General features: G+C 61.9%; 25 protein-coding genes. 7 read left to right on the top strand and 18 right to left on the bottom strand.

Features of this window, described 5'->3' with window-relative positions; genetic code table 11:
* Positions 1-16: 16 nt before the first annotated feature.
* The 6 genes from Q1A53_RS07665 to hemJ all read right to left on the bottom strand — a co-directional run bounded on the left by Q1A53_RS07665 (position 17) and on the right by hemJ (position 6,493).
* Entirely contained in the window at positions 17-826 is an 810-nt protein-coding gene (locus Q1A53_RS07665; protein ID WP_299964718.1) for a ParA family protein, read from the bottom strand.
* On the bottom strand, positions 819-1,424 hold the full coding sequence (gene rsmG, locus Q1A53_RS07660) for a 16S rRNA (guanine(527)-N(7))-methyltransferase RsmG (RefSeq protein ID WP_299964715.1): 606 nt from the start codon (positions 1,422-1,424) through the stop codon (positions 819-821). Before rsmG ends, Q1A53_RS07665 begins: the two co-directional genes overlap by 8 nt.
* Entirely contained in the window at positions 1,421-3,292 is a 1,872-nt protein-coding gene (gene mnmG, locus Q1A53_RS07655; RefSeq protein ID WP_299964713.1) for a tRNA uridine-5-carboxymethylaminomethyl(34) synthesis enzyme MnmG, read from the bottom strand. Before mnmG ends, rsmG begins: the two co-directional genes overlap by 4 nt.
* Before the next feature lie 4 nt (positions 3,293-3,296).
* Entirely contained in the window at positions 3,297-4,583 is a 1,287-nt protein-coding gene (gene mnmE / locus Q1A53_RS07650) for a tRNA uridine-5-carboxymethylaminomethyl(34) synthesis GTPase MnmE (protein WP_299964711.1), read from the bottom strand.
* Between the two features lie 27 nt (positions 4,584-4,610).
* A complete protein-coding gene (gene rho / locus Q1A53_RS07645) occupies positions 4,611-5,918 on the bottom strand; it encodes a transcription termination factor Rho (RefSeq protein ID WP_299964709.1) in 1,308 nt (435 codons plus the stop codon).
* 125 nt (positions 5,919-6,043) lie between these two features.
* Positions 6,044-6,493, bottom strand: coding sequence for a protoporphyrinogen oxidase HemJ (gene hemJ, locus Q1A53_RS07640; RefSeq protein ID WP_299964706.1), 450 nt, complete (start codon positions 6,491-6,493; stop codon positions 6,044-6,046).
* 403 nt (positions 6,494-6,896) lie between these two features.
* Here hemJ and Q1A53_RS07635 point away from each other — a divergent pair, with 403 nt between their 5' ends.
* The 4 genes from Q1A53_RS07635 to dnaQ are packed head-to-tail and all read left to right on the top strand — an operon-like array spanning position 6,897 to position 9,593.
* Positions 6,897-7,496 carry a Maf family nucleotide pyrophosphatase gene (locus tag Q1A53_RS07635; protein WP_299964703.1) on the top strand — a complete coding sequence of 200 codons (600 nt, stop codon included), beginning with the start codon at positions 6,897-6,899 and terminating at the stop codon, positions 7,494-7,496.
* Positions 7,493-8,329 (top strand): shikimate dehydrogenase, encoded by an 837-nt coding sequence (locus Q1A53_RS07630; protein ID WP_299964701.1) that lies wholly within the window; start codon positions 7,493-7,495, stop codon positions 8,327-8,329. The genes Q1A53_RS07635 and Q1A53_RS07630 overlap by 4 nt, the downstream gene beginning before the upstream one ends.
* On the top strand, positions 8,326-8,904 hold the full coding sequence (coaE, locus tag Q1A53_RS07625) for a dephospho-CoA kinase (RefSeq protein ID WP_299964699.1): 579 nt from the start codon (positions 8,326-8,328) through the stop codon (positions 8,902-8,904). Before Q1A53_RS07630 ends, coaE begins: the two co-directional genes overlap by 4 nt.
* A 2-nt stretch (positions 8,905-8,906) precedes the next feature.
* Positions 8,907-9,593 carry a DNA polymerase III subunit epsilon gene (dnaQ, locus tag Q1A53_RS07620; RefSeq protein WP_299964697.1) on the top strand — a complete coding sequence of 229 codons (687 nt, stop codon included), beginning with the start codon at positions 8,907-8,909 and terminating at the stop codon, positions 9,591-9,593.
* 3 nt (positions 9,594-9,596) lie between these two features.
* Here the strand turns inward: dnaQ and secB are convergent, their stop codons facing one another.
* Positions 9,597-10,100 carry a protein-export chaperone SecB gene (gene secB, locus Q1A53_RS07615; RefSeq protein ID WP_299964694.1) on the bottom strand — a complete coding sequence of 168 codons (504 nt, stop codon included), beginning with the start codon at positions 10,098-10,100 and terminating at the stop codon, positions 9,597-9,599.
* A gap of 59 nt (positions 10,101-10,159) precedes the next feature.
* Positions 10,160-10,630 (bottom strand): FxsA family protein, encoded by a 471-nt coding sequence (locus tag Q1A53_RS07610; protein WP_299964691.1) that lies wholly within the window; start codon positions 10,628-10,630, stop codon positions 10,160-10,162.
* A gap of 105 nt (positions 10,631-10,735) precedes the next feature.
* Here Q1A53_RS07610 and Q1A53_RS07605 point away from each other — a divergent pair, with 105 nt between their 5' ends.
* From Q1A53_RS07605 to Q1A53_RS07595, 3 genes are read left to right on the top strand one after another with little or no spacing between them, the layout of a single operon-like run.
* A complete protein-coding gene (locus tag Q1A53_RS07605; RefSeq protein WP_299964688.1) occupies positions 10,736-11,392 on the top strand; it encodes a Tim44/TimA family putative adaptor protein in 657 nt (218 codons plus the stop codon).
* Positions 11,389-12,417: a murein transglycosylase A gene (locus Q1A53_RS07600; protein WP_299964686.1), complete on the top strand. Its 1,029-nt coding sequence runs from the start codon at positions 11,389-11,391 to the stop codon at positions 12,415-12,417. The genes Q1A53_RS07605 and Q1A53_RS07600 overlap by 4 nt, the downstream gene beginning before the upstream one ends.
* Positions 12,414-13,010: a Smr/MutS family protein gene (locus Q1A53_RS07595; protein WP_299964684.1), complete on the top strand. Its 597-nt coding sequence runs from the start codon at positions 12,414-12,416 to the stop codon at positions 13,008-13,010. Before Q1A53_RS07600 ends, Q1A53_RS07595 begins: the two co-directional genes overlap by 4 nt.
* 59 nt (positions 13,011-13,069) lie before the next feature.
* Here the strand turns inward: Q1A53_RS07595 and Q1A53_RS07590 are convergent, their stop codons facing one another.
* The 10 genes from Q1A53_RS07590 to tsaE all read right to left on the bottom strand — a co-directional run bounded on the left by Q1A53_RS07590 (position 13,070) and on the right by tsaE (position 26,616).
* A complete protein-coding gene (locus Q1A53_RS07590) occupies positions 13,070-14,293 on the bottom strand; it encodes an MFS transporter (RefSeq protein ID WP_299964683.1) in 1,224 nt (407 codons plus the stop codon).
* Between the two features lie 321 nt (positions 14,294-14,614).
* Positions 14,615-15,919 (bottom strand): ATP-dependent protease ATPase subunit HslU, encoded by a 1,305-nt coding sequence (gene hslU / locus Q1A53_RS07585; protein WP_299964681.1) that lies wholly within the window; start codon positions 15,917-15,919, stop codon positions 14,615-14,617.
* A gap of 3 nt (positions 15,920-15,922) precedes the next feature.
* Complete coding sequence (locus Q1A53_RS07580) at positions 15,923-16,999, bottom strand: hypothetical protein (RefSeq protein WP_299964679.1); 1,077 nt, start codon at positions 16,997-16,999, stop codon at positions 15,923-15,925.
* Positions 16,996-17,553 carry an ATP-dependent protease subunit HslV gene (gene hslV, locus Q1A53_RS07575; RefSeq protein ID WP_299964677.1) on the bottom strand — a complete coding sequence of 186 codons (558 nt, stop codon included), beginning with the start codon at positions 17,551-17,553 and terminating at the stop codon, positions 16,996-16,998. Before hslV ends, Q1A53_RS07580 begins: the two co-directional genes overlap by 4 nt.
* 203 nt (positions 17,554-17,756) lie before the next feature.
* A complete protein-coding gene (trxA, locus tag Q1A53_RS07570) occupies positions 17,757-18,077 on the bottom strand; it encodes a thioredoxin (protein ID WP_299964675.1) in 321 nt (106 codons plus the stop codon).
* A 36-nt stretch (positions 18,078-18,113) separates the two neighbouring features.
* On the bottom strand, positions 18,114-21,488 hold the full coding sequence (gene addA / locus Q1A53_RS07565; protein WP_299964673.1) for a double-strand break repair helicase AddA: 3,375 nt from the start codon (positions 21,486-21,488) through the stop codon (positions 18,114-18,116).
* Entirely contained in the window at positions 21,485-24,442 is a 2,958-nt protein-coding gene (addB, locus tag Q1A53_RS07560) for a double-strand break repair protein AddB (protein WP_299965264.1), read from the bottom strand. The genes addA and addB overlap by 4 nt, the downstream gene beginning before the upstream one ends.
* The gene (locus Q1A53_RS07555) at positions 24,435-25,139 is read right to left on the bottom strand and encodes a nucleotidyltransferase family protein (protein ID WP_299964670.1); all 705 of its coding nucleotides are present in this window, start codon (positions 25,137-25,139) and stop codon (positions 24,435-24,437) included. The genes addB and Q1A53_RS07555 overlap by 8 nt, the downstream gene beginning before the upstream one ends.
* A complete protein-coding gene (locus Q1A53_RS07550; protein ID WP_299964668.1) occupies positions 25,124-26,146 on the bottom strand; it encodes a phosphotransferase in 1,023 nt (340 codons plus the stop codon). The genes Q1A53_RS07555 and Q1A53_RS07550 overlap by 16 nt, the downstream gene beginning before the upstream one ends.
* Positions 26,143-26,616 (bottom strand): tRNA (adenosine(37)-N6)-threonylcarbamoyltransferase complex ATPase subunit type 1 TsaE, encoded by a 474-nt coding sequence (gene tsaE / locus Q1A53_RS07545; RefSeq protein WP_299964666.1) that lies wholly within the window; start codon positions 26,614-26,616, stop codon positions 26,143-26,145. Before tsaE ends, Q1A53_RS07550 begins: the two co-directional genes overlap by 4 nt.
* Positions 26,617-26,646 lie beyond the last annotated feature (30 nt).

Below are 26,646 nucleotides of genomic sequence, written 5' to 3'. Positions count from 1 at the left end.
CACCCGCCATCTTGATCTACCCCACTGCCGCCGCGTTTTTGCTCAGGACTTCCTGCGCCAGCGCCCGGTAGGCCTGTGCGCCCTTGGACATCGTATCATATCGCAGCACGGGCATGGCAAAGGACGGCGCCTCGCTGACCCGCACGTTTCTCGGGATCCGTGTTGCGAAAACCAGATCACCCAAGTTGTCCCGCGCGTCCTGCTCTACCTGCAACGACAGATTGTTCCGGCTATCATACATGGTCAGCACGATCCCCTCGATCCTCAGATCCTGATTACCGCTGTACCGAACCTCTCGGATCGTGAGCATGAGCTGCGAAAGCCCCTCCAGCGCAAAGAACTCGCTTTGGAGCGGCACCAGCACGGAATGCGCCGCAATCATGGCGTTGACTGTCAGCAGATTGAGCGAGGGCGGGCAGTCAATCAGGATATAGTCCAGCCCAAAGGGCCCAATGGCTGGCTGACGAAGCGCATCGTGCAGCAAAAAGCTACGTTTTTCGTTTGAAATCAATTCGATATCGGCAGAGCTCAGATCAACCGTTGCCGGAATAATGGACAATCCAGGCGTCTCTGTCGGCAGGATGATCGAGGATAGCTCTGTATCGCCCAGCAAAAGATCATAGGTCGTATACCTCCGATCCTCGACCTCAATCCCCAGCCCAGTGGAGGCATTGCCTTGCGGATCGAGATCCACAACAAGGACCTGACTACCCTCTTCGGCCAGCGCTGCCGCCAGATTAATGGTGGTTGTGGTCTTTCCCACACCACCTTTCTGGTTCGCCACGGCGATGATCTTGGGACCATTTGGCGGTGCGATATCAGACACGTTCAATACCCCTCACCTCCAGCACAGCTGCCTCCGCGTTCGTTTTACTCTTATGGGCCACCAGGTCAAATGACCACGCCTCACGCGCGGCTTCTACCTCTTTTTTCCAGTTGGCACCCTTCAGAAACAATAGCGTCCCACCAGAGGACACATGCCTTTGCCCGAGACCCAGTAGCTGTGTCAGATCAGCCAGAGCACGTGCGGAGACAACATCTCCGTTCTGCGCGGGCGCCGCTTCAATCCGGTCAACGATGACAGTCGCCTTTAAGCCAAGTTCCCGGATGACCTTACGCAGGAAAGTCGCCTTTCGCACATCGCTTTCAATCATTGTGACCGTCAGATCCGGTTCAATTTCCTGACCAAGGATCGCGACGATCAGACCGGGCAGACCACCGCCGCTTCCCAGATCAACCCAGTGCTGCCGACCCGCGATCCAGGAAATCACTTGTGACGAATCCCAGATATGGCGGTGCCAGATATCAGGGACACTGGATTTGGAGATCAAGTTAATCTTCTGTGTCCACGTCAGCAAGAGATCGTGATAACACGTCAGTTTATCAGATGTTTCACGTGAAACATCCGGTCGCCAAGCTGTCACGCGGACTGCTTCCCTGATCTCTGGCGTAAACGTGCCAAGATGAGCGTTAAAGCGGCAGGGGTCATCCCGTCAATCCGAGCTGCTTGCGCCAAGGATCCCGGCCGGGTCGTGGTCAACTTCGCCCTGAGCTCACTCGACAGACCATTCAACGCCGCAAAGTCGAAGTCTGTCGGGATGACATGCGCCTCATCCCGCCGCAACGCTTCAATATCCCGCTGCTGTCGCTCGATGTAATTGGCATAGAGCGCTTCTCGCTCCAATTGCCGCTGTATCTCCCCATCGATTGCACTGAAGCGCGGATCCAGCCGCTCAATCTCAGCGAAACTGACATCGGGAAACGCCAAAAGCTGCATCCCGGTCCGCTTTGATCCGTCCTGATTTATCCGGATCCCAACGGCAGACACTTGCGATGGCGTAAACGTCTGCTCACTCAACGCATGTCGCCCACTATCCAGACGCGCCATCTTGTCCTCTAAGACTTCCGATCGCCGCTGACCCACACAACCAAGCGTAATCCCAGTCGGCGTCAGCCGCTGATCAGCGTTGTCGACCCGCAAAGACAGTCGGAATTCCGCCCGAGACGTGAACATGCGGTAGGGCTCGGTGACACCACGCGTGGTGAGATCATCAACCATTACCCCGATATAACTGTCGGAACGCGAGAAGATCACTGGCTCACCACCCTGCACGTCCCGCGCCGCGTTCAACCCGGCCACCATCCCTTGGGCGGCTGCCTCCTCATACCCGGTGGTGCCGTTTACCTGTCCCGCGAGGTACAGGCCCTTGACCGTCGGCAAAGCCAATGTCGCATCCAACGCACGCGGATCAACGTAATCATACTCGATCGCATAGCCCGGCTGTACGATCACCGCCTGTTCCAACCCATATATGGACCGGACGTAGCTTTCCTGCACATCTTGTGGTAGCGACGTCGAAATACCATTGGGATAGATCAGATCACTTTTCAACCCCTCAGGTTCCAGAAAGATCTGGTGTGAATCCTTATCGGCGAACCGAACAATCTTGTCTTCAATTGACGGGCAATACCGAGGCCCAACCCCGTCGATATGGCCTCCGTACATTGCAGAGCGCTCGAGATTCTCCCGGATGATTTGATGTGTAAGCTCGTTGGTGTGGGTGATGCCGCAGGAAACCTGACGCGCACTCGTTTCACGGGTCAGAAAGGAGAAAAAGGTTGGATCGTCATCACCAGGTTGATCCTCCAGCAGATCCCAGCGAATGGTCCTACCGTCCAAGCGAGGTGGCGTACCGGTCTTCAACCGACCAAGTGGCAATCCGAAGTCATCAATCCGCTCGGCCAACCGCACAGACGCCTCTTCACCAAACCGACCACCAGACCGGGCAATATCACCAATGTGTACCACACCCCTTAGAAAGGTGCCGCTGGTCAGAATGACCCGCGTCGCCTCAAGTTGGGTCCCATCTTTCAGAACCACGCCCGCGATAGCACCGCCTTTCACGCGAAAATCGACTACCTCTCCGGTTACGATCGCCAGGTTTGACTGAGCCCGAGTCTCCGCCAGCATGGTATGACGATATACATCGCGGTCTGCCTGGGCACGAGGCCCTTGCACCGCCGGCCCTTTTCGACGGTTGAGCAAGCGAAACTGAATACCGGCTTTATCCGCTACACGAGCCATCACCCCGTCCAGCGCATCGATCTCCCGGACAAGATGCCCCTTGCCCAACCCACCAATGGCAGGATTGCAAGACATCACGCCAATGTCGCTCTCCGACATTGTCACAAGCGCGGTCCGCACACCCATTCGGGCTGCGGCATGCGCTGCCTCAGTGCCTGCGTGACCACCACCGATCACCACCACATCAAAATGTTTCACGTGAAACACTCCGCTACTTACCCAAGCAAAAGCTCGCGAAAATTTCGTTCAAAAGGGTCTCCACGCCGATACGACCCACCAATGCTTCAAGCGCTCGAATCGCCGTTCTCAGATCCTCCGCCGCTATATCATAAGCGGCGGACCCTTGGGACAGCGTCCGCTGGGTTTCAACCAACAGATCCTTCGTTTGTAACATCGCTGAGCGATGACGTGCGTGAGTCGCGGATCCGCTCTGCGCTACCTTTTCGCTAAAAATCTCTGAGATACCCGCCAGAAGTTCATCCACACCTTGGCCTGTCTTACCCGAAATGCCGCTGTTCAGATCTGTCGTCAGATCCACTTTGGGCGTTAAAATGATATCGATTTCTTTCGGCACCAAGGGGAGATCATCTGGATCGGTGGTCAGGAACACCCGCAGATCCGCTGCCTCCGCCCGCTCCATGGCGCGTGCTACGCCTATGACCTCGACTTCATCGGTGCTGTCGCGCAAACCCGCCGTATCGAGGAAAGAAATAGGTAACCCATTGATATCCATACGGACTTCGATAACATCCCGGGTTGTTCCTGCGATATCCGACGTAATGGCTGCTTCACGCCCCGCCAACCTGTTGAGCAAGGTTGACTTGCCTGCATTCGGCGGACCCACGATGGCCACTTCAAACCCAGACCGGATCCGTTCCGCGACAAAACTTCCGCGGATCTCTCGATCCAGATCACCCTCCACGGCCGTGAGCAGTTCTGTCACCTCCGGCGTCACGTCCACGGGCACGTCTTCATCCGCAAAATCGATGGTAGCTTCGAGCAGGGCCGCAGCACGGATCAACTTGCTCCGCCACGCTTCGACCCGTTCCCCCAGTGCACCGGAGAAAACCCGCACGGCCTGCTTGCGCTGCGCCTCCGTCTCCGCATCGATCAGATCCGCCAGACCTTCGACCTGCGCCAGATCGAGCCGCCCGTTCTCCATTGCGCGTCGCGTAAATTCTCCGGGCTCGGCCAGCCGATGACCTGGCTGCTGACTCAACCAATTCAGTAAAGCCTGCTGAACCGAAATGCTGCCATGGATGTGATATTCCATCACGTCTTCGCCCGTGAAACTGCCCGGTCCATCAAAGCGCAACACCAGCGCGTGATCCAGAATATCGCCGTTGTCGACGCGCAGCACGCGCGTCGCCGCAACCCGCGCCTGGGGCACATCTGCCATCAACCGGGCTGCCGAGCCGTGGGCCTGCGACCCCGAGACCCGTATGACAGAGATGCCAGCCCGACCTTGGGCGGACGCAAGTGCGTATATCGTATCCATATTAACTCACTGTTTTTAAACAATAAGTCAGGTATTCATGGAGTCGAAGAAATCCGAATTTGTCTTGGTCTGTTTGAGCTTGGAGATCAGGAATTCGATGGCATCCGTGGTCCCCATCGGGTTCAGAATACGCCGCAGCACAAAGGTTTTCTGCAGATCGACCTTGTCGACCAGCAGATCCTCTTTCCGTGTGCCGGACTTCAGGATGTCCATCGCCGGGAAGACCCGCTTGTCCGCAATCTTGCGGTCCAGCACGATCTCGGAGTTACCCGTGCCTTTGAACTCTTCAAAGATCACCTCGTCCATCCGGCTGCCCGTATCGATCAGCGCCGTGGCGATGATGGTGAGCGAGCCGCCCTCTTCGATGTTCCGGGCTGCACCGAAGAACCGCTTGGGCCGTTGCAGGGCGTTTGCATCCACACCACCGGTCAGGACCTTACCCGAGGATGGCACAACCGTATTGAAAGCGCGGCCAAGGCGGGTAATCGAATCGAGCAGGATCACCACGTCGCGCTTGTGCTCGACCAGCCGCTTGGCCTTTTCGATGACCATGTCGGACACGGCCACGTGGCGCGTCGCAGGCTCATCGAATGTGGAGGAGACGACCTCCCCCTTGACCGAACGCTGCATGTCGGTGACTTCTTCGGGCCGTTCGTCGATCAGCAGGACGATCAGATAGCATTCCGGGTGATTGCGTTCGATGGAATTGGCGATGTTCTGGAGCAACACGGTCTTACCCGTCCGCGGCGGGGCCACGATCAGCGAGCGCTGGCCTTTCCCGATGGGCGAGACAAGATCGATGATCCGGGCGGAGCGATCCTTGGCCGTCGGGTCATCCGTCTCCATCGTCAGACGTTCATCGGGGTAGAGCGGCGTTAGGTTCTCGAAAGCAACCTTGTGGCGCGCCTTCTCCGGCTCTTCGAAATTGATCTGGGTGACGTCGAGCAGACCGAAGTAGCGCTCATTATCGTCTGGCGCCTTGATGATCCCCTCAATCGTATCCCCTGTGCGCAGGGAAAATTTCCGGATCATCTCGGGCGAGACGTAGATATCATCGGGACCCGGCAAGTAGTTTGCCTCGGGCGAGCGCAGGAAGCCAAACCCGTCCTGCAACACCTCGAGCACACCGTCACCGGAGATTTCCCAGCCTTCATCCGCGCGTTCGCGCAGGATCTGGAACATCATCTCGCCCTTACGCATGGTCGAGGCGTTCTCGATTTCGAGATCCTCCGCCATGGAGAGCAGATCCTTGGGGCTCTTGCGTTTGAGATCCGCGAGGTTCAGCGTCTCAAGCGGATCTGCCGCGACAGCTGTATCAGTGGTGTCGGTTGTCATGAAAATACCCATGTGCCGCCAGCGCGTGGTGCGGGCGGTCAATCAGTCAATATGTCAGGTCTGCGCCATCCCCGGACGAGGTGGTGCAAGCGGTCTAGGGGATGGCCCGGCCGGAGTCAATCATTTCAGAAACGCACTACGACAGACAGCACGATGACGACCATCAGCAGGGTGGGCACCTCGTTCATCATTCGGTACTGACGACCCGTGAGCGTGTTCTCTCCCCGCAGAAAATCTTTTCGACGCAGCCCCAGCCAATGGTGAAACCAGGTCATGCCCAGCACCCCGGCTGCCTTTGTCCAGGGCCAGACCGTATCCCAGGTGACGATCCCCGGCGTCGCCACCAGACACAAACCCAGAACCCAGGTGGCAATCATCGCGGGGTTCATGATCACCCGAAGGAGCTTCAACTCCATGGTCTGGAAAAGCGCGTGGGTCTCACCACTTTGGCCGACCTGCTCCGTGTGATAGACATAGAGCCTTGGCAGGTAGAACAACCCGGCCATCCAGGCGATCACGGCCATGATATGAAATGACTTGATCCAAGGATAGGCAAGCGAGAGCAGATCAGACATGGGGTGCCTCCGGGTGTCCCTTCCTCTTATTCATTAATAAAGAGATAGAAAAGTATGATGAGATTGTAGGGGTCGCGATCTGTGTGGATTACCAGCTTGTCCGTCGCTTGTCCCCTTGGGGAGGAATGCCTTGCCACAGCAAGGATACCTTCAGAGCGGAAATATTATCATTATATTTCATATGCTTAAATCAGTAATTCGAGAAGCATTGTTCGCATAACCCTGTGTGTAACTCGGGCACTGCGTGGTTACGCACAAGAACTGGGTTATGCTTTTACGCAGGCGTGTAACTGTCCTGAAGAGGTTAACGGTTTAACGGTTTGGCGCACCCTTGCGTCTCAGGGCCAATTTGCTCAGAAGAACGTATTAAGAAACCCTTAACGCTATTCACAGGCTTACTCACATGGTGCAGCGCTTCATTCTGGCATCTGGTTCGGACGTTCGTGCGCAGCTGCTGCGGCAGGCGGCCGTTGCGTTCGAGGTCATTCTTGCGCGTGTTGATGAGGAGACGGTGCGAGACGCATTGCTGGCAGAGGACGCCCCGCCGCGGGACATCGCCGATGCGCTGGCCGAGCTTAAGGCGCGTAAGATCAGTGAAAAGCACCCCGACGCGCTGGTATTGGGCTGCGATCAGGTCCTGGAACATCGGGGTGAAATCCTATCGAAACCGCGCGACATGACGGAGGCCGGGGCGCAGTTGCGCGCCTTGCGCGATGACCGGCACAGCCTGCTGTCGGCGGCGGTGATCTGCGAGGCAGGTAAGCCGATCTGGCGGTACGTTGGTCAGGTCCGGCTTCGGATGCGGAAGGCCTCGGATGCCTATATTGACGATTACGTCACGCGGAATTGGGACAGCATTCGGGACGCCGTCGGAGCCTACAAGCTCGAAGAGGAGGGCGTGCGGCTCTTCACCCGGGTGGAGGGCGACTATTTCCACGTGCTGGGCCTGCCGCTGCTGGAGCTGCTGGCTTATCTCACCTTGCGAGGAGATCTGGAAACGTGAGCACTCTGCAAAAGATCCCCCTGGCAGGCGTCATCGGTGCGCCGATTGCCCATTCCAAATCACCACAGCTGCACGGTCACTGGCTGGCGCGCTACGGTGTCAAAGGCTTCTACGTGCCCATGGATGTGGCAGAGCCTGACCTGCGTAACGTGTTGACCAGCCTGCCCAAAGCGGGATTCGTCGGTGTCAATGTGACCATTCCGCACAAGGAGACCGTGCTGGGCATCGCGGATCTGATCACCGATCGCGCGACCCTGATCGGCGCTGCCAATACGCTGATTTTCCGGGACGACGGCAAGATCCACGCGGATAATACGGACGGCTACGGATTTCTGCAGAATCTGCGATCCGGTGCACCGGCCTGGCGGGCAAAAAGCGGCCCCGCCGCCGTTCTGGGTGCGGGCGGTGCGGCGCGGGCGGTCATCGCCTCCCTGCTGGAGGCGGGGGTGCCAGAGATCCTGCTGTCGAACCGCACCCGTGTCCGGGCAGAAAAACTGCAAGCGGACTTCGGCAATCGGGTCACCGTGGTGGATTGGCTGCAGGCGGGCAACATGCTGGAGGACGCCGCGTTGGTTGTGAACACCACGTCGCTGGGCATGGTGGGCAAGCCCGAGCTGCGGGTACCGCTCGACGGGTTGAAAAAAAGCACTGTGGTGACGGATCTGGTTTACACCCCGCTAAAAACTCCTTTGCTGGCGGAGGCTGCGGACCGGGGCTGCAAGACCGTGGATGGTCTTGGTATGTTGCTGCATCAGGCGGTGCCGGGGTTCGAACGCTGGTTCGGTCCGCGACCAGAGGTTGATGAAGAGGCTCGCGCGGCGGTGCTGCTGTGACCTTTCGGCTGGGGCTCACCGGGTCCATCGGTATGGGAAAATCGACCACGGCGCAGATGTTCGCGGAGGCGGGCTGTGCTGTGTGGGATGCAGATGCGGCGGTGCACCGGCTTTATGCCAAGGGTGGTGCGGCGGTGTCACCTATTGCCGAGATCCTGCCGGATGCGGTCCGCGACGGTGCCGTTTGCCGGACTGCCTTGCGTTCGATGATTGCCGCGGATCCGGGTGTGTTGCGCCAGATCGAGGCCATTGTGCATCCTCTGGTGGCCGCGGACCGGGCCGCATTTCAGACGGAAGCGGATATCGCCGTTTTCGATATCCCCTTGCTGTTCGAGACGGGTGGCCCGGCGCAGATGGATGCGGTGGCCTGCGTGTCGATCCCCGCCGCCGAGCAGGAAGCGCGGGTGATGGCGCGTGGTACGATGACGGCGCAAGATTTTCGGGCGATCCGGGACAAGCAGCTGCCGAACGAGGAGAAATGCGCCCGCTCCCGGTTCGTCATCGTGACGGATACGGTTGAACATGCTCGCTCGCAGGTTCAGGATATTGTCAGTCAGATCAGGCGGGGGGTGTAGGCATGCGCGAGATTGTCCTTGATACGGAAACAACCGGTTTTGATCTGGAAACCGGCGACCGGATCGTGGAGATTGGCGCGGTGGAGTTGATGGGGCATCTCGCCACCGGCAAAACCTACCATCAATACATCAACCCGGAACGCGATATGCCGGAGGAAGCCTTTCAGGTTCACGGTCTCGGCAATGATTTCCTGCGCGACAAGCCGAAATTCGCCGAGGTGGGTCAAGCGTTCCTTGATTTCATCGGTGACGCGAAACTGGTCATCCACAATGCTGCCTTTGACATCAAGTTCCTCAACGCGGAGTTGAAGTGGATGGGGTTGCCGACGATCCCGTGGTCTCAGGCGATCGACACGCTCGAGATTGCGCGCAAGCGGTTCCCCGGTTCGCCCGCCTCGCTGGATGCGCTCTGCCGGCGGTTCAATATCGACAATACGGCGCGCACCCTGCACGGCGCCTTGCTCGACAGTGAGATCCTCGCAGAGGTTTATCTGGAACTGATCGGCGGGCGTCAGCCAGATTTCGGGCTGTCGACGGGTGCCGGGGGTGGTGCGGATGGTTCGCCTGACGCCTGGACACCAAGACCCCGCCCCACACCCTTGCCATCCCGGTTGTCCGAGGATGAGGCCGCCGCCCATGCGGAATATGTCCGCACTTTGGGCGACGACCCGCTTTGGCTCAAAGCCTGAGCGTTACGCGTCGAGCTTGGGCTTTTCTTCGGCCTGACGGCGCGCCAGCTCATTCCGGTAGAGCGACAGGAAGTCGATGTTCTCCAGATTGAGCGGCGGGAAGCCGCCGTCGCGGGTCACATCACTGACCACCCGGCGCAGGAACGGGAAAATCATCCGGGGGCATTCGATCAACAGAAAGGGATGCAGCTGGTCTTCGGGCACGTTTTCGATGTTGAAGATGCCGACATAGTCGATTTCGAGCAAAAACAGCGTGGTATCGCCGTCCTTTGCCTTCGATGTGACCTTCAGCTTGATCGCGCTTTCATACTGGCCTTCGACGCTGCGCTTTTTTGCATCGAGGTTGACCTGCACCTGCACGTCCGGTGTCGTGTCCGTCGGCGCGCCCTTCTGGGACATGATGTTTTCGAAAGACATGTCGCGGATGAACTGGCCAAGGACCCGCATCTGGGGTGCCTGGGGCTGGGGTGCTGCGGCTTCTTCGGGTTGGGTTTCTTCGTCGGCCATCTGGCGCTCCTAATAATCGTTCAAAATCCGGCGTCGCTTAACAGGTTGGTGCCGGGTTCTCAATGGTCGCGCCATTTGGAGGGGCCGCTTGATTGCTCCGCTTCGGGTTTGATCTCGGAGTAGTCCCCGTCGATCACATCGCCGCGGGGTTGGGGCCCCCGTGGGCGGCTCTCAAAACTTTGCACCTTGATACGGGCGCGCACCGCGTTGAAGACGGCAACGCGCACTGCGGGGACCAGCAGCAGAAACCCTACGGCATCGGTGAAAAACCCTGGTGTCAGCAAAAGCGCACCAGAAAACAGGATCATCGCGCCGTGAACCAGCGGCTCGGTCGGGTCGCGCACCTGCTCAAACGAAGACTTCAGCTGACCGATGGCCAGCAACCCCTGGGTGCGGACCAGCCAGGTGCCCGCGATGGCTGTCAGCACCACGGTCACCAGCGTCCAACCCAGACCAATGGCACCGCCGATCTGGATGAAAAGCGTGATTTCAATGAGCGGCACTGCCAGGAAAGCGATAAATAGCCACATTATACCTTGTCCTTTCGCCGGGCCACAGTGGACTTGAGCCCGACCCACCCCTACATAAGGGTCTGATTGATCGGTTTCCACGTCTTATCCCAGCGCGAGGCTTCTATGAACTCTGTGACACAGCTTTTGATCCTTGCCGGGGTTGCTGTTTTCCTGATCCTTCGGTTGCGAAGCGTGTTGGGCACGCGGGATGGATTTGAACAGACGCCTGTCACCAAGACCGCGCCCAGCCGGCGCAGCGGTCCGGAATTCGAGGTGATCGAGGGCGGTCCCGACCTCGACATCGTGGATCATGTGCCCGAGGACAGCGATGCGGCCAAGGCGTTGGCCGCTATGAAGCGGACGGATCCGTCCTTCAACGTGACCGATTTTCTGGGCGGCGCGCGCAGTGCCTATGAGATGATCGTCATGGGATATGAGAGCGGTGAGCTGTCCGACATTCAGCCCATTCTGGCGGAGGACATCTACGAATCCTTCGTTGACGGGATCGCAGCGCGCGAAGATCAGGGGCTCACGGTCGAATCGACCTTTATCGGTGTGAGAGAGCTCAAGCTGAACGATGCCAGTTTTGACGAAAGCACTGGCGAGGCTGAGTTGACCATCCGGTTCGTGGCGGAACTGACCTCTGTGGTGCGTAACAGCGATGGCGAGATCGTCGAGGGCAGCACCAAAGAGGTCAAGCGCCAGAAGGATACCTGGGTCTTTGCCCGTGACATGGGATCGGATGATCCGAATTGGTTGCTGGTTTCCACAGACGCATGACCGGCGCGCTGACGGCGCTGTCCCTCGCTGCGGCAGGGCACGGCACCGCGGCGGATGTGACGGTGACGGCTTTGTCCTTCGATGCGCTGGATGGCTGGGCCCAGGACAATCACGCTGCGGCGCTTGCGGCCTTTCGAACCACGTGCCGTGATCTTCCGGCGCCTGACTGGACGGCCATCTGCGACCAAGCGATGTCAAACCCAGAGCCGCGTGCCTTTTTTGAGGGCCTGTTTCAGCCGGTCTTGATCGAGGACGGCGCGCCCGGGCTCTTCACCGGGTATTTCGAGCCCGAACTGGCAGGTGCGCGACAGCGTGGCGGGCCCTACCAGCATCCGATTTATGCCATGCCACCAGAAGCGCGGGAGGTAGATGTCTGGCACTCCCGCCGCGACCTGCTCGAAAACGGGCATCTGGCAGAGCGAGAGCTGGAGATTGCCTGGTTGGCTGATCCGGTCGAGCTGTTTTTCCTGCAGATCCAGGGGTCCGGTCGGATTACTTTTCCTGACGGTGACGGGCTGCGGGTCGGCTACGCCGGTGCCAATGGCCATGAATATCGCTCCATCGGGGCGGAGCTGGTTCGGCGTGGTGTGTTCGAGGCGCAGGAGATTACGGCAGAGGTGATCAAGAACTGGGTGCGGCGCAACCCGGGTCCGGGTCAGGAGCTGTTGTTTCATAATCCTTCCTACGTCTTTTTCCGCGTGGTGAAGGATGTGCCAGTCCAATCCGGTCCGCTTGGTGCCATGAACCGCTCGGTGACCGCCATGCGCAGCATTGCCGTTGATCCCGCGCATACGATACTGGGCTCACCGGTGTGGATCGAAAAGGACGGGCAGGTGCCGCTGCGGCGGTTGATGGTGGCGCAGGATACAGGCTCCGCCATCAAGGGTGCCCAGCGGGCGGATGTATTCTTTGGCACCGGTGCCGAGGCGGGTGCCGCCGCCGGTCGATTGAATGATCCCGGCCGGATGGTTGTCCTTTTGCCAGTTCAGCGGGCACAGGCGGTTGCGGGCGCTGTCGCGCCGTGAAAAAGCGCAGGCTATCGGCGGATGACGAGGCGCTGTGGTGCCGCGTGACCCAGCAAACCGACCCGCTGACAAAGCGCGAGACGTTTGATCCCGCCGCCTATGCACCGCCGCCCAAAGGGCCGCCGCGTGAGCCGCGCGCGACCGCCGTGAAAGGCGCGGGGCGGCATTTCCCGTCGAAACCCGCGCCGCGCAAAACCAGTTTCGATCTGGTGCCCAGCCTGCCCGAGCGGTTGCAAAAGGCGCCCGTCCAGATGGACCGCAAGACCTTTGGCAAGATGCGACGCGGCAAGCTGAAGCCCGAAGGACGGATTGATCTGCACGGCATGACACTGGACCGGGCGCATGGCGCTTTGGCGCGGTTTATTCTGTCGTCCCACGGCTCCGGCAAGCGGCTCGTTCTGGTGATAACCGGAAAGGGCAAGAACCGCGATGAGGGCGGGCCGATCCCCGTGCGTCACGGGGTTTTGCGCCATCAGGTACCGCAGTGGCTCGGTACGCCACCTTTGTCGGCTGTGGTGATGCAGGTGAGTGCCGCGCATGTCAGTCACGGCGGTGGCGGCGCGTACTACGTCTATCTGAGGCGACCCCGGTGACGCCGCGGAATGTTTTTCGAAAGACATTCCACCGCAGGAGACATGAGGTATCGCGCTGGTCAGAACCCCGGCGGCAGGTCGCGCTGATATCTCAGAACCCCACCGGCAGCCATCACGGCACCGGCGATGTAAAAAACCGCGATGGCTGTCATTTGTTCGGGAAAGTCGATCCCGAGGTCAATGAGCGCGCCAGTGATCCCCGGCCCGATGGCCGAGCCGAAGACCATTAGCGCTGCCGCCGCTGCCTTGATCGCGCCAAGGTTTCGGGTGCCGTAGAACACCGCCCAGAACGCGGCGGTGGCCGTGCTCTGCATGCCCTGCCCGATACCAAAGATCAGAAGACCAACGCCCGCCATCCAGATCGTATCGGCCAGCGCCAGCACCAGAAACGACAGACCGAAAGGCAGGAGTTGAAAGGGGACGATCCATTTTACACCAAAGCGGTCCACCGCCCACCCTGTGACGAAGGTTGTGATCACCATCGACAGAGTGAATACGGGCATCAGCGCCACAAAGGATGCGAGGCTCCAGCCTTTTACTTCCGTCAGGTGCACCTGCTGAAAGAAGAGCGCCGTGCCCCAGGCAGCGGGGCCGACCAGCAGCGGGATGAGATAGTAGAACAACGGGTGTCTCAGCACCTCGCCGCGGGTCCAGTGCCGGTTGCCCATGCCGTGGCTCTCGGCGCCTTCGGCCATGGATTGTGGGGTCCGCTCCTGTCGTAAAAGCAGCTGCATGGGTGGGATCGCGGCCACTACGCAGATCGCCGACAGCACCCAGAGCACGCGCCAATCGAGCTGGGTCATTAGCGCGACGAAGAGAACGGGCAGAAACGCCTGGCCCACCGCAAACCCCATGGACGACATGGACAGCGCCCTGCCCCGTGCCGCCACGAACCAGCGCGACATGGCCACCGCCGCCAGCTGTGACATCATCCCCTGACCCATGAGCCTGAGCGCAAAGATCACCGCGATGAGCAGCGTTGCCGTCGGGACCAATGACATCGCCATGCAGGCCAATGCCAGCAGGACCATCACGCCGATCGACAACAGGCGGACGCGAAACCGGTCGGTGAGAACCCCCGCCCAGATCATCGTGACAGCCGACAGCGTGGTCCCGAGCGTATAGATCCCGCCCCACTGCCCGTCCGTCAGGCTGAAGCCTGATTTGATCTCACCGGCGAAGAGCGAGATGAAATAGGTCTGCCCGAAGGAGGAGATGAAGGTCAGCAGGAACCCGGCCAGCAAAAAGAAGCGGTTTTCGATGAGAAAGCGGAGGTAGGTCATGTGCCCGCTTTCGCAGCCGCAGTGACGCTTGGAAAGCGAATTTGCACTTCAGGGGAGCTGTGGGGCCTGATGGGTGCCTGTCGGGTTTTAACTTTTGTGCCTCTGGCGGGAGTTTTTTTGGCAAAGTGAGAGAGCACGCTGGCGTGGAGTGGTCAGAGGTACGTCGATCAGCGATCACGGCCTGTGTGTCGGACACCGCGTCGATGGGATTTGGAAGAGGCGCGAAGGGGTGGTCTCGCCGACCATTTGATGAGGTCCTTTGTCCCGGTCTTGCTTCTTTGTCATACGGGCCTAGCGATACTACCCGGCCGGTGTTGATCCTCAGAGGACGTAGCGGCTGATATCGGTGGATTTCGTCAGTTCGCCGAGGTTCTTGTCCACAAATTCCGCATTCACGACCACCTCGTCCCCGGCCTGATCCGGGGCGTTGAAGGATAGCTCTTCGAAGACCCGCTCCATCACAGTGTAAAGTCTCCGGGCGCCGATGTTTTCGACCGACTGGTTCACGTCCGCGGCGATCTTTGCCAGGGCTGCGATGCCTTCGGGCTCGAACCTCACGGTGACCTGTTCAGTGCCCATGAGAGCCGTGTATTGCAGGGTCAACGCGTTGTCGGTCTCGGTCAGGATGCGGACGAAGTCCTCTTCGGTCAGGGCGCGCAGCTCTACCCGAATGGGCAGGCGGCCTTGGAGTTCCGGCAAGAGGTCGGAGGGTTTGGCGATGTGGAAGGCGCCCGACGCGATAAAGAGCACGTGGTCGGTTTTGACCGGCCCGTGTTTGGTGCTAACTGTCGTACCCTCGATCAGCGGCAGCAGATCGCGCTGCACGCCTTCGCGGCTGACATCGCCACCACGGGCGTCGGAGCGGGCGCAGACCTTGTCGATCTCGTCCAGAAAGACGATGCCGTTTTGCTCTACCGCGTCGATGGCGGCCTTGGTCACCGTCTCGTCGTCCAGCAGCTTGTCGGCCTCTTCGCCGATCAGCACATCGTAGCTTTCGGTGACCGTCATGCGCTTGCGCGTAGTGCGCCCGCCCACGGCTTTGCCGAAGATCTCGCCCAGGTTCAGCATGTTCATGCCACCGGGCTGACCGGGAATGTCCATGGTGGGAAAGGGGTTGGAGGTATCGGCAACCTCCAGATCGATCATCTCACCATCCAGCTCGCCTGCCTTCAGCTTCTTGCGGAACATCTCGCGCGTGCCTTCGCGGGCATCGGGGCCCGCAATCGCATCGATCACGCGCTCCTCCGCGGCGCGGTGGGCATTGGCCTTGACGTCCTCGCGCATGTGCTCGCGGGTCATGGCGATGGCGCTGTCCACCAGATCGCGGATGATCTGTTCCACGTCGCGACCGACGTAGCCCACTTCGGTGAACTTCGTGGCCTCCACCTTGAGGAACGGTGCACGGGCAAGCTTCGCCAGACGGCGGCTGATCTCGGTCTTGCCGACGCCGGTGGGGCCGATCATCAGGATGTTCTTGGGGTAGACCTCGTCGCGCAGGTCATCGCCCAGCTGCTTGCGCCGCCAGCGGTTGCGCAGGGCTACGGCCACGGCGCGTTTTGCGTCCTTTTGTCCGATGATGAAACGGTCGAGTTCGGAAACGATCTCGCGCGGGGTCAGGTCGGTCATGGGTCAGGCCTTTGTGAAATGAGACGGCGGCAGCCTGTGCCGCGGGATAAAGCCGGGCAGCAGGGCCAGAAGACGGGCGCGAATGGGTTCCCACCGCGCGCCGAGCAACAGGAGGGCAGCGCCAAGGGCGAAGACGGTGTAGACCGCACCATCGCCCTCAAACAGCGTGGCGCTGAGGATCACCGTGTAGCCAATGGCCGCGATCAGGAAGGAGCGGCGGTCGATCACGATGGCGATGAGCGCGATAAGCGTCAGCACGGCGATCAGCACGCCGTTGGCCCAGGTTTCCCCCCGCTCCAGCAGGCTGAGTGCGAGGGTGTTGACCAGCGCGGGGGCCGCGACCACATGCAGCCAGAAGCCATTGGCGGCGCGCCGGGTGACGCGGTGCGGGTCGGACATATCGAACGCCATGGCGACGGCAAAGACCACCAAACCAAGCGCAAGGGTGATCCAGGCAAAGGGCCCGCCCGCGGAGAGCAGGAACAGCTCTTGCGTAGATTGTGGCGAGCCGCTGCTGTTGCCCGCGATCAGGATCGCGATGCCAAAAGAGGCGAGGGCGATCACCGCCAGCGCAAAAGGCACGCGGAACCGCAGCCAGTAGATCAGCAAAGCGAGCGTGGCGAGGGCGAAGGGCAGTGGCAGGCTGCTGTTGTCCCCCTGCGCCACCATGAAAACCTCGGCAAAGGCACCCGCGGCACCGTAGACGGCATTCGCGGCGAACATCACCGTGAGCGCGATGGCGGGGGCCACCATCCGGCGCTTGCGGATGAAGTATTCCGACAGGCCCCAGAGTGCCGCGGCTCCGATCAGGCTGGAGCTGACTAACAGGGTGTCTGTGTTCAGCGGGTCGCCTGCGATCCAGAAGGCGACGATGCCGACCCAGCCCATGGCAAGAATGCCCAGCCCCACGACGATGAAAATCTCGTTGAAACCTTTGAAAAGCTCAAAGGGCTCGTCCCCCGGAGCCAGATTTTCGCGTGCGCCCTTGCGGCTTTGCGCCAGGCTCATCAGCGAGGCGGCCTGCGCCTCCGTGACGATACCGGCGCCGACAGAGGCACGGAGATCGTCGCGGTCTATCATGGGGAGATGCTCTCCACCGTCAGGTTGCCGTTGGTATAGACGCAGATGTCTGCGGCGATGGCCATGGCGTCGCGCGCCACCTGCTCTGCACTGCGGTCGCTGTCCATGAGGCCCCGCGCGGCGGCGAGCGCGTAGTTGCCGCCGGAGCCAATGGCGGCCACGTCATGCTCAGGCTCCAGCACGTCGCCGGCGCCGGTGATGACAAAGATGTCCGCGCCGTCGGACACGATCAGCATGGCCTCGAGTTTTTGCAGGTATTTGTCGGTGCGCCAGTCCTTGGCCAGCTCCACGCTGGCGCGGGCGAGTTGGCCGGGCGTGGCCTCGAGCTTGGCCTCCAGCCGTTCCAGCAGGGTAAACGCATCGGCGGTGGAGCCAGCGAACCCCGCGACCACGTCAAATCCGCCGGGGCTGAGCCTGCGGACCTTGCGTGCGGTACCCTTGATCACCGTCTGGCCGAGAGAGACCTGACCATCACCGGCAATCACCACTTGCCCTGCCTTCTTGACCCCGATGATCGTCGTGCCGTGCCAGCCGGGGAAGCTCTCCTGCGCCATATCGCTCTCCTCAAGTCGTGCTGCTCTATATGGCGCGGGGTCTCAACCGGTACAAGGGCATGGGCGCTGGGTGCCACGTCTGGGCCGCGACAAGGTTTTTCGAAAAACCTTGTTCCGTTGCAATCAGTTAATATGGTTTTACGGTCAAACGAAAAGGGCGCCCGGTTTCGGCGCCCTCTTGTAAAGTCATTCGGTGCGTATGCTCAGAGCGAGTCTTCGATCCAGCTTTGCAGCGCGGCTTTCGGCTTGGCGCCCGCCATGTTGGACACCACCTGCCCATCCTTGAAGATAAACAGCGCCGGGATCCCGCGCACACCCATCTGGGCGGGGGAGTTGGGGTTGTCGTCCACATTCACTTTGACGATCTTGACCTTGCCGTCCATCTCGTCGGACAGCTCTTCGAGCGCGGGGCCGATCTGCTTGCAGGGGCCGCACCACTCCGCCCAGAAGTCCACGACCACGGGCACATCGGATTTCTTGACTTCGGCGTCAAAGGTTTCGTCGGTTACGGCGAGGGTTGCCATGATGCTCTCCTGACATGTGCGGCTTGAAGCGTTTAGTTAGGCATCTGGCACACCTGCGTCAAGATATTGCGCGCGGTCCAGCGCCTGTATCACCATTTCGTGCGGCAGTCGCATCAGGCGCTGGGTCCGGGTCCACAGGATTGCCGTCTCAATGGTGTGATCCGGGTAGATCTGCGCCAGCGCATGGGCATAAGCGCCCATCTGGCGCAGCAGACCTTCCGGGCAGTCTTCGGCGCACTGGGGTGTGGCGCGATTTGTTTTGAAATCCACTGCCAGAATGCGGGTATCTTCGACGATCAACCGGTCGATCACGCCCGAGATTCGCTCCGCCCGGAAGGGGGCGGTGATGGCGACTTCGGTGAGGCTCTGGCGGGTGAAAAGTGCGGCCAGCTGTGGGTGCTGGATGACGGCGCGGGCCTCGGCTTCGGCCTCTGTATGAGGCACGCCGGGGTCCGCGTTCCGCAAGGCCGCCGCGATTGCGGGCCAGTCGGCGGGGGATGCGGCCCCCAGATGCTCCAGATAGCGGTGCACGAGGGTGCCGTAGGCTTTTGCCGCCTCCTCGTCCTGCCCGTCGATGCCCGCCAGCGCTTTTGCGCCGCCCAGATCGGAGGGCGCGAGCACCCGTGCAAAGGCGGGCGGTGCCGGGGCCTTCCGTTTGAACAGTGGATCAACCGTCGCTTTCTTCGGCGGCGCAACGGCAGTGTCGACCGTCGGCAGCGCGTCCCAATCCGCATGGATGTGCCGGGTAATCTCCAGACCCTGAAAGGTCATGGTCTCGCCCCCTACATGGTCCAGCGCGCGCTGGACGATCTGGTAAAAGCTGTCGTCCTGCTTGGAAAGCTCGCCCCCGGCGGCGACAATCAACCACTTTTCCGCCCGCGTCAGCGCCACATAAAGCAGGCGCAACCGCTCTGCGGCCTGCGTATCCTTCATTGCCTGCACACGTTCGGCAACAGGTGCGGGCATCTCTGCCGCGGGGGGGCGCCAGACCGGATGATCCACCAGCTGCAAAATCTCATCCTTGATCTGGATGTCGCGTTTGGCCGTGTCGGGCAGGATGACGATGGGCGCCTCCAATCCCTTGGCACCGTGGATCGTCATGACCCGCACCTGATCGGACGCATTGTCGATCTGGCGCTTGATTTCCAGATCATCGGTCTGCATCCAGACCAGAAATCCGGTGAGCGAGGGTATCGCGGTGCGTTCGTAGGCCAGCGCCTGGCTGAGCAGCGCGTCGATGCCGTCCTGCGCCTCGCGCCCAAGGCGGGAGAGCAGCCGTTTGCGCCCGCCATGCCGCGTGAGGATCCGTTCGATCAGATCATAGGGGCGGAGGAAATCGACATTTGCGCGCAGGTCGTTCAGCACCTCCAGCGTGTCTTCCTGCGTCTCCGCCTCCCGGCGCAGGGCCTGCCACAGATGCGGCTCTGACCGGCCCTGGGCAAGGGAGTAGAGGCGCTTTTCCGACCAGCCGAAAAGTGGCGAGCGCAGGGCAGTGGCCAGCGACAGGCTGTCCTCGGCGACGGCCAGAAAGGACAGCAGCGCCGCCAGATCCCGGACAGCCAATTCCGCCCCGACCTTGAGCCGGTCCGCCCCGGCGATGGGCAGGTCAAGGGCCTTGCAGGCGCGAATGATCTCCGCGAAGAGATCGGACCGCCGCTGCACGAGAATGAGGAAATCGCCCGCGCGCACGGGTCGTTTGTCGTCGCCCGCGCTCGTGGGGATGGAGACGCCGGTGTCGATCATCTGGCGGATCTGCGTGGCGATCTGCCGGGCGAGGATCACGCTGTGATGCCGTGTTCCCAGACGGTCGAGCGGGTCATACCATGGCTGATCATCCTCGCCGTCCGCTTGTTTTTCGATCAGCGGCCAAAGATCGACACGTCCTGGCAGCGCTGATTTGAACGCGATGTGCCGCGCCTCTTCCGCGAAACCCGCACCTTGCTGGCCGTCAAAGGCGGCATCGACCACGTCCAGCACCGCCCGAGATGATCGGAACGAATAGGCCAGTGTCAGGCTCTGAAACGGTTGGCTTGCCGCCTCCATCTTGGCCCTGAACTCCGCGTGCATCCGGTCGAATTCACGCGGGTCGGCCCCCTGAAACGAATAGATCGACTGCTTTTTGTCGCCCACGACAAAGAGGGTTCGCCGGGTGTTGGCCCGCGCGCCCTCGCCGCTGGAAAACTCCGCGGCCAGCTTGCGAATGACGTCCCATTGCGCAGGGCTGGTATCCTGCGCCTCGTCCACGAGAATGTGGTCGATGCCGCCATCGATGCGAAAGAGCACCCAGGCCGCAACCGCTGGATCGGTCAGCAGATCGCGCGCCTTGAAGATCAGATCGTCGAAGTCGAGCCAGCCGCGCCTGCGCTTTGCGTCTTCATAGAGCGTGATGAACCGGGCCGCGAATTGGTGCAGCGCATGGGTGCGCCGGGCCGAGCCGAGCGCCAACCGGGATGCGCGTGCGTCCTCCACCCGCTGCATCAGCGCGTCTAGCGCGGGCATATGGGGGACCAGAACCTCGCGGCTGGGTTTGGTGGGAAAACTGCCGATCTTTGCCGTGAAAGGTAACTTGGCGGACGCACCGGTCAGAAAAACAGCCTCTAATAAGGGAAGTACGCCTACTCCCAGAGAGGATATGGCCTGCAGCTTTTTCGCCGCTGTTCCGTCGGTGCCACCCTTCGCGGTCAGCTGCGGCAGTATCGCGGCTATCAACGCTTCCTCTCCGCCCTGAAAGACGCCAGCGGCAATCGCTTCCGCCGACAGATCGCCGGGCTGACCCAGCGCGGAGAGGCACCGCGCCAGATCGGCTGGCTGCGCAAAGGCTTCCCGGTGTTGCACGACGGCCCGGGTGAGCGCGCTGAAGTCCTCGCCCGTATAGTGCCGCGCAATCCCGGCGATCAGGGAGGCGTCCGCGCCACCCGCCATCTGCTCCACGATTTCAGCGCGCAGCAGATCTGCGGCGCGGTCTTCGATTTCGGTGAACTGCGGGCTGACTTGTGCCTCCAGCGGAAAGCGGCGCAGCAGGGCGGCACAAAACGAGTGGATCGTCTGGATCTTGAGCCCGCTGGGTGTCTCGATTGCCCGGGCAAAGAGCGTGCGCGCGCCGCGCAGTCGCACATCGTCGATCTCGCCCGGCACCCCAAGGTCGCGTAACCCGGAGGTCAGCGCATCATCGGGCAACATCGCCCAGGCCCCCAGCCTGCGAAAGAGCCGGTTCTGCATCTCGGAGGCAGCGGCCTTGGTGTAGGTGAGACAGAGGATATGCTGCGGCTGCACCCCGTCGAGCAGCAATCGCGCCACCCGGTCGGTCAGCACCCGCGTCTTGCCGGAGCCCGCGTTGGCCGCAAGCCAGGTCGAGGCATCGGGACGTGCCGCATCCACCTGCGCCTGGCTGGCCGCGTCCCGGGCGCTCATGCCAGATCCTCCGGTTGCGCGGCGTCGGTCGCGTCCCATTCGCCGAAGCGTGCCAGATGATCGTAGTCGCCCGTCACGCTGTCCTGCAGCATCATCCGCCGCGCGGTATAGCCCTGACCGGGGTGCAGATAAGCGGTGATCAGCGTGCGCAGATTTTCCAGCACCTTGGCGGGAGGTTCATCGGCCAGAGGTGCGGCGACCTCAGTGGGGCGCGGGCCCAGCCCGATGAAGACGGCGGCTGCCACCGGGTGCGGCCCCAGCGTGGCAAAACCACCCTGCTCCATCATGGCAGCTTCGATCAGCAGCTGTTTGTCAAAATGTCTTTGCTGTTTGGCCGTGGGCGGCGCGCCGGTCTTGTAGTCATAAAGCAGAACCTCGCCCGCCTCTGTGCGGTCAATCCGGTCGGCACGGGCCCGCAACGTGAAATCCAGATCGGGCCAGACCAGTTGTCCCTTGGCCTGCGCCTCAAAGGCGATGGGTGTGGCGTCGGCCCGCCGCGCCCGCTCGCCCGCGATGAACCACTCCGCGATCCGCTCGGTCCGGGCCAGCCACATGGCGCGCGCGGCAGGCCAGGGTACCTGATCCTCAAGGATCCGCTGGGCCACACGGGTCAGATGCTCCGTGCTCAGTGTGCCCGGATCAGCGACCGTATCCTGCACGAAACGCTCAAAGATCGCGTGGGCAACTGTGCCGCGCATCAGCGCATCGGGGCTTTGGACCAGCGGGCCGAGGGGCGTGAGCTTCAGCACGTGCCGCGCGTAGATTGCATAGGGGTCCCGGATCAGCCGCTTGATTTCCGTCACCGAAAGCCTGCGCGGACGGGCCGAGACCGGCGGGCGCGGTGACGGTCGGGCGGCAGGTGCAGTGGCGGTCACCTCCTCGAACGCGGCGGCGCGTGCCAGCCAGTCATCCCCGCGGGCGATCATCGCGGTGAGCGCATCCGGACCGCCCTGATCCGTCAACCCGCCCAGTAGGTTGCGCAGCCGGTTCAGCCAGCGCGAGGCGACCGTTTCCGCATCATCGGAGCGTAACCCCCGGGTCAGCCAGACCTCTGCCGCACCGATAGCCTGCTGGTAGTCATGTGCTGCCAGACCGATGCGCCGATCCGGCAGCAGGAGCCCGGCCTGATGGCGCATACTGCGGTTCAGCCAAGGGTCGGGGTCTGGCGGTTCGGGCCAGGTGCCTTCGTTGAGACCCGCAAGGATCACCAGATCGGCACCCTGCACGCGGGCCTCCAGCGTGCCCCAGATCATAATGCCCGGATGAGGCGCGTCGCGGTCGCGCACCTCTTCGCCTGATAGCAGCGCGCTGACCAGTTCGGTGTAGTCGGACGCGCTCATGACCGGGCCAAAGGGTGCCTGTGTGCGGAGGCCCTCCATCACGGTTTGGGCGCTTTGCCCGGATTTCTGACGCCAGAGCTTGCCTGTATCGGGGCCGTCCAATCCAGTGGCAATGCGTTCTGCCAGCGCCAGGTGGGCGGCGACCCAGTCTGTCAGTGGGCGCAGACCAGGGTGCAGCTGGTCGATAAAAGTCTCTCCCACCCAGGCGGCCCAGGCCATCAGCGCGGTCTGGGCCTCGGGTGTTTCCACCGTACCCTCCAGCAGCCGGGCGATGCCCGCCCTGTCAGGATACGGCAGGCCCCGGTCACGGATCCGAAGCTCCAGCCGCTGGCTGTTGAGCACATGCGGGCCCCGGTCGGTGCCGCTGTGGGTGAGCGGGTGTTTGAGCAGGGTCAGCAACGCTTCGGCGTCGAGTTGTCGGGTGAAAAGATCCGCCACATGGCGCAGGAAGCGGCCCGGCGGCGACAGATGCAGCGGGCTGCCCGCGGAATCGTCCGGCATGATCCCCCATTGATCGAGCGCCGCGCTCACCTGCCGGGTCAGAACCCGGTCGGGCGTGATCAGCGCCGCGGTCTGCCCGGTCTCGGCGGCGGCGCGCAGGCGCATGGCGATGGCGAGCGCTTCTTCGCGCGGGCCCGGCGCGTCGAGCATGGTGATGCCCGCGGTTGCCTTCGCGATGCCGTCGAGCTCTGCGCCTTCTGTCAACCAGGCATCCGTGACGGGTGCGGGCCGCAGCGACAGCGACACCAGCGCGTTGCGTTCGGGCGAGGGCGGCGGTCTGTCATGCCAGGGGATCACCTTGTCGGGGGTCATCTTTAGCTGGTCTATGAGTTGGTAGAACCGGTACTGTGGATGATCCTGGGATGTCATCGCATCGCCCAACTGGTCCCAGATCGGGGCGGGCATGTCAAAGTCGAACCCGGGCAGGACCAGCGCCCCCTGAGGCAGAGAGGCCACCGCCTTCATCAACGCGCGCGTGGCCCCGCGTGACGCGGTTGACCCTGCGATGATCACCGGCACCTCGGGCGGGCTTTCGGCCCACCGCCGGGTCAGTGCGTCGACCAGCAGGCGCTGGCGCGCTTCGGCGTCGGGGGCGGTGTCGCTGGCGTCCACATAGGTCTGCGCGATCTGGATGAATTTTTGCGCGCGCTGCCAGTGCCCGGACTGGTCCGTCACGTCGAGCGCCGCAATGGCATCGGCGGAAACACCCTCCCCCTGCATTTCGTCCATCAGGGCGGCGAGGCTGTCCGTCAGCGCATAGAGTGATGTTTCGGGCGCCAGATCGCGCTGCTGTTCGAGCAGGCGCGCGACCAGCGAAATCAGCTCCAGCCGTCGCCGCAGAGGCGGGATGGCGGGCGGCATCACCAGCCCCGGTTCCAGCAGATCAAGATCCGTGATCAACCGGACCTGCGGCATCAGCATGGCGGGGCCAGTATCAAAGATCTGTCGCAGGCGGCGCTGCATCCTTCGGGTGTTCACGATCAACTGGACCCGCGCCAGCGTCTGCGGTGGCTGACCAGCGGTGTGCGCGAGCAACCCCTCTGCCAGCGCGCGCGGGAAATCCACGCCCGGTGCCACGGCAAAAAGCCGGGGCTGGTCGTTTGGTTCAAACATCATCCCGCGCCAACAATGCCTCGGCCACGGCGATGCCATCCGGGTGACCCACATCGCACCAGTGGCCGGGATAGCGCAGACCAAAGAGGGTGCCGGTCGTCAGCATCGCGTCCCACAGGACATTGAGAGAGAAGGCGCGTTGGGAGATACCGTCCAGAAGGTTGGTCTTGATGATCTGGGCACCGCCGTAGACCAGCCCCGGCCCGCGGTGCAGCCTGCCGGTTTCCTGCAGCGCAAAATCCCCCCCGCCTTCGTAAAAATCCCCCCCGCCTTCGTAGGCGTGCGTCTGCGCGAGGGGCACACAGATGAGCAGGGCGTCCATGCGGGCGGGATCCCAGGCTTCGTGCAGCAGGGCAAGCGGGCTTGGCCCCTTCCAGATGGCATCGGTATTCAGAGTGGTTACCGGCGCGTCGCCCAGCGACGGCAAGGCGTTGCGCAGCCCGCCGCCGGTATCGAGGATATCAGGCGCTTCGATGATCGTCTCGACGCTGGAGCCCGCCAGATGGGCAATCAGCGGGTCGGGTTTGTAATGCAGGTTGGCCACGATCCTGTCTGGCGCGATGGCGCGGGTCTGGTCCAGCGCGTGGTCGATCAGGGGTCGCCCCGCGACCGGGATCATCGGCTTTGGCACGTTATCTGTCAGCGGGCGCATCCGGGTGCCGAACCCTGCGGCAAAGAGCATTACCGATCCGGACATGTGGCGCAGTTCGCTTTCAGGTGATCGAGTATCTGGGGTGTGGGTGGCGGAAGTTGATTGTGCAGGTCTTGGCTGATGTCGCTCAACGCAGGGTGCGCGAGGTTGGTCTGCAAATGGTCCCAGACCCGGGGGATCAGATCCACGTACTGCGCCTTGCCGTCGCGCAGGCACAGCCGCGCGAAAACGCCAAGGATGCGCAGATTGCGTTGGGCCCCCAGTACCGAGTAGGCCTGCATGAATTGGTCGGGATCCGCGGGGCTGCCGTCCAGAAACCGCCGGGTCATCGCGGCCTCCAGCGCTGGCGGGACATCGCGGCGTGCGTCCTGCAGAACGGACACCAGATCATAGGCGGGATGGCCCAGCATCGCGTCCTGAAAATCAAGCAGGCCGACCCGGGCGGGACCTGTGCGCTGAGGCAGCCAGAGCAGGTTTTCGGCGTGATAGTCCCGCTGGATCAGCACTTTGGGTCCTGCATCGAGAGGGGCGAGGATGGCTGCAAACGCGGCGCTGAACCGGTCGCGCGCGGCTGTGTCCACATGGCCGGTGGCACCAAACTGGTACCAGTCGAAGGCAAGTGCGGCCAGAGGTGCCATTACCGGGGCGTCGTAGGGTTTCAGGGAAGGGGGTGGGGCACTGTGCAACCGGTGCAGCACGTCGATGGCGGTTTCGTAGAGCGTCGGTTCCAGCCCCGGGTCGCGTTCTATCAGGCGGGTAAAGAGGTCATCGCCCAGATCTTCGAGCAGCAAGAACCCCTGTTCTGGGTCCTCAGCCAGAATTCTCGGAGCACTCAGCCCGACACTGGTGAGGTGCTGCGCGATATGGACAAAAGGACGGATGTCTTCGCCCTTCGCCGGGGGGGCGTCCATCAGCACCGCACAGGCGCCATTCTGTTGGCGCAGGCGCAGGTACCGTCTGTTGGAGGCATCACCGGCCAGATGCGCCTGATCCGCCGTTCCCCAACCGCTGTTGGTGACGAAGATCTGCAAGTCCTGCGCCCGGTCCGTCATGACAAAAGGGCTCCGAGCCTGTCATTCCACGTGCTGTCATCCAGACCGATTGTGAGGCGTCGATGCTGGGGATCGCCGCAGTGGGCGAGGGTGATCTGCAGGGATTTGGATGGCCGCAAGGGGCCTAGGCGGTCGGGCCATTCCACCAGACAGATGGCGGTCTCAAAAGCCTCGGTGAGCCCGAGTTCCTCGATCTCCGCGGTGGTGCCGATCCGGTAGAGATCGCAGTGCCAGAGCGATCCGGCCTGTGTGTCATAGGTCTGGACCAGCGTGAAGGTGGGCGAGGGAATATCCTCGGGCGTGATCAGGATGCTGCGGATCAGGTGGCGGGCGAAATGGGTCTTGCCAGCGCCCACGTCACCTTCCAGCAGGAGGGTATCGCCGGGGTGCAGGAGCGGTCCGATCCTTTGGGCGAGCGCGGCTGTCGCCTCGCTGTCCAGAACCTGCGTCAACATCGTATCCGTTCCCATGCCCCATCCATACCGGCCCGGGGGCCTGCT

This window comes from uncultured Roseobacter sp. (genome assembly GCF_947496515.1).
Taxonomy (GTDB): Bacteria; Pseudomonadota; Alphaproteobacteria; order Rhodobacterales; family Rhodobacteraceae; genus Roseobacter.
This window is presented reverse-complemented; position numbering and strand designations above follow the sequence as displayed.